General features: G+C 64.9%; 2 rRNA genes. Both read left to right on the top strand.

Features of this window, described 5'->3' with window-relative positions:
* Positions 1-2,821 (top strand): 23S ribosomal RNA (locus DW925_RS08680); the annotation flags it as partial.
* 146 nt (positions 2,822-2,967) lie between these two features.
* Positions 2,968-3,083: ribosomal RNA gene (gene rrf / locus DW925_RS08675) — 5S ribosomal RNA — on the top strand.
* Positions 3,084-3,104: the final 21 nt, after the last annotated feature.

The raw sequence follows: 3,104 nt of genomic DNA, 5'->3' as shown, positions 1-3,104 counted from the left end.
ACCCTGAACACATAGGGGCCGGGAGGACAACCCGGGGAACTGAAACATCTAAGTACCCGGAGGAGAGGAAATCAATCTCGAGACTCCCCGAGTAGCGGCGAGCGAAAGGGGACCGATGGCCAAACCGTCGAGCGGGCATACCCGGCAGGGGTTCCGCCGACGGGGTTGCAGGGCCGCGCATCCGGGGGCTGCCGCCCCCGGGCGCAGGTCCGGCTGGGGAGCGGAACGGCATGGGAGGGCCGGCCGCAGCGGGTGACAGCCCCGTACGCGAACCCAGACCGGACGGCGCGACGCGGTCCCTGAGTAGGGCCGGGCACGTGAAACCCGGTCCGAACCTGGGTGGACCACCATCCAAGCCTGAGTACTACCCTGTGACCGATAGCGCACCAGTACCGTGAGGGAAAGGTGAAAAGCACCCCGGGAGGGGAGTGAAACAGTACCTGAAACCGTGCGCCCACGAGCAGTCGGAGCAACTTTATGTTGTGACGGCGTGCCTTTTGTAGAATGAGCCAGCGAGTCGCTGGCGCGGGGCGAGGTTAACCGAAAGGGAGCCGGAGCGAAAGCGAGCCTTAACAGGGCGACTTGAGTCCCGCGCCGCGGACGCGAAGCCGGGTGAGCTATCCGTGGGCAGGCTGAAGCGGGGGTAAGACCCCGTGGAGGGCCGAACGCACGTCGGTTGAAAACGGCGGCGATGACCTGCGGATAGGGGTGAAAGGCCAATCAAACCCGGAGATATCTCGTTCTCCCCGAAATAGCTTTAGGGCTAGCGTCGCGCGTTCACCGCCGGAGGTAGAGCACCGGATGGACGAGGGGGCTTCGCCGCCTACCGAATCCAACCGAACTCCGAATGCCGGCGGCCCAGAGCGCGGCAGTCAGAGCATGTGGGCTAAGCTGTGTGCTCGAGAGGGAAACAGCCCGGACCGCCCGCTAAGGTCCCCAAGTTCCAGCCGAGTGGCAAAGGATGTGCGTCCGCCCAGACAACCAGGATGTTGGCTTAGAAGCAGCCATCCATTCAAAGAGTGCGTAACAGCTCACTGGTCGAGTGGACATGCGCCGACAATACACGGGGCTAAGCTGGACACCGAAGCGGCGGGATTTTGATTTTCAGAATCGGTAGGGGAGCTTCCCATGGGCGGGGAAGCCGCCGGGCGACCGGCGGTGGAGCGCATGGGAGTGAGAATGCTGGCATGAGTAGCGAGAGACGAGAGAGTAACTCGTCCGCCGTGAACCCGAGGTTTCCTGGGCAAGGCTAATCCTCCCAGGGTCAGTCGGGGGCTAAGGCGAGGCCGGGAGGCGTAGCCGACGCGCAGCAGGCAGACATTCCTGCACCGCGCACGCGGCGCTACGACCGACGGGGCGACGGATGGGGGTGGCTCGGCGGGGTTCTGGACGTCCCCGTGATGGAGCGCGGCCCGCGGACCAGGGAAATCCGGTCCGCACGAGGGCGAGGCTCCGGACGAAGCACTTAAGCGAAGCGAGTGAGCCCGAGGTCCCTAGAAAAACCCCTAGGCAGGCGCGTGCGCGCCCGTACCGCAAACCGACACAGGTGGGTGGGTAGAACATACCGAGGCGATCGGGTCAACCATGGTCAAGGAACTCGGCACAATGGCCCCGTAACTTCGGGAGAAGGGGTGCCCGCGCGTACGTGAACGGACTTGCTCCGGGAGCGGAGGCGGGCCGCAGTGGAGAGGCCCAAGCGACTGTTTACCAAAAACACAGGACTCTGCAGAAGCCGCAAGGCGACGTATAGGGTCTGACGCCTGCCCGGTGCCGGAAGGTCACGCGGAGGAGTTAGCGCATCGCGCGAAGCCCCGAAGCCAAGCCCCGGTAAACGGCGGCCGTAACTATAACGGTCCTAAGGTAGCGAAATTCCTTGTCGGGTAAGTTCCGACCTGCACGAAAGGCGCAACGACTTGGGCGCTGTCTCGACCATGGACCCGGTGAAATTGCACTGGTCGTGAAGATGCGACTTACCCGCGGAAGGACGGAAAGACCCCGTGAACCTTCACTGCAGCTTGGCATTGGCCGCTGGTCCCGCGTGTAGAGGATAGGCAGGAGGCACAGATCCGGAGGCGCCAGCCCCCGGGGAGCCGCCCTTGGAATACTGCCCTCGCGCGACCGGCGTCCTAACCCGAGGCCGTCAACCGGCTCGGGGACCGTGCCAGGCGGGCAGTTTGACTGGGGCGGTCGCCTCCTAAAGGGTAACGGAGGCGCGCGAAGGTCCGCTCGGGACGGTCGGCAACCGTCCTTTTGAATGCAAGAGTACAAGCGGGCTTGACTGCGAGGCCCACAAGCCGAGCAGGTGCGAAAGCAGGCTCTAGTGATCCGGCGGCCCCGAGTGGGTGGGCCGTCGCTCAACGGATAAAAGGTACTCCGGGGATAACAGGCTGATCTTGCCCAAGAGTCCACATCGACGGCAAGGTTTGGCACCTCGATGTCGGCTCATCGCATCCTGGGGCTGGAGCAGGTCCCAAGGGTACGGCTGTTCGCCGTTTAAAGCGGTACGCGAGCTGGGTTCAGAACGTCGTGAGACAGTTCGGTCCCTATCCTCCGTGGGCGCAGGAGAATCGATGGAGGCTGCCCCCAGTACGAGAGGACCGGGGTGGACGCACCTCCGGTGAACCGGTTGTCGACCAACGGCACGGCCGGGTAGCCGCGTGCGGCGCGGATAACCGCTGAAGGCATCTAAGCGGGAAGCCGTTCCAGGGATTAGTTCTCCTTCCGGTAAGGGCCCAGGTAGACTACCTGGTCGATAGACGGCAGGTGCAAGGCTGGCGACAGCCTCAGCCGAGCCGCACTAATCGCCCGAGCTCTTCCGGAACCGCACCTCGCGGCCCGCGGGACCTAGCGCTCATGCGCGGTCCGGGCACGAGGATGCCCCCGAGTCACCTCCCCTATGCGCCATGCGGCCCCCAGGGCACGTAGATGTTAGACCCAGGACACCGTAACGGTGGGCGCCGCCCACCGGTCAGCGGCCAGAGCATGGGGGGCACGCCCGGTCCCGTTCCGAACCCGGAAGCTAAGCCCCATCGCGCCGAGAGTACTGCGGGGCCAGCCCGTGGGAGGCCAGGGCGCCGCTGACCGGTGGACGGCACCGAGCCGTC

Origin of the sequence: Collinsella sp. AM43-1, from assembly GCF_003467925.1 — a bacterium.
In the GTDB taxonomy this organism is placed as follows: Bacteria; Actinomycetota; Coriobacteriia; order Coriobacteriales; family Coriobacteriaceae; genus Collinsella.
This window is presented reverse-complemented; position numbering and strand designations above follow the sequence as displayed.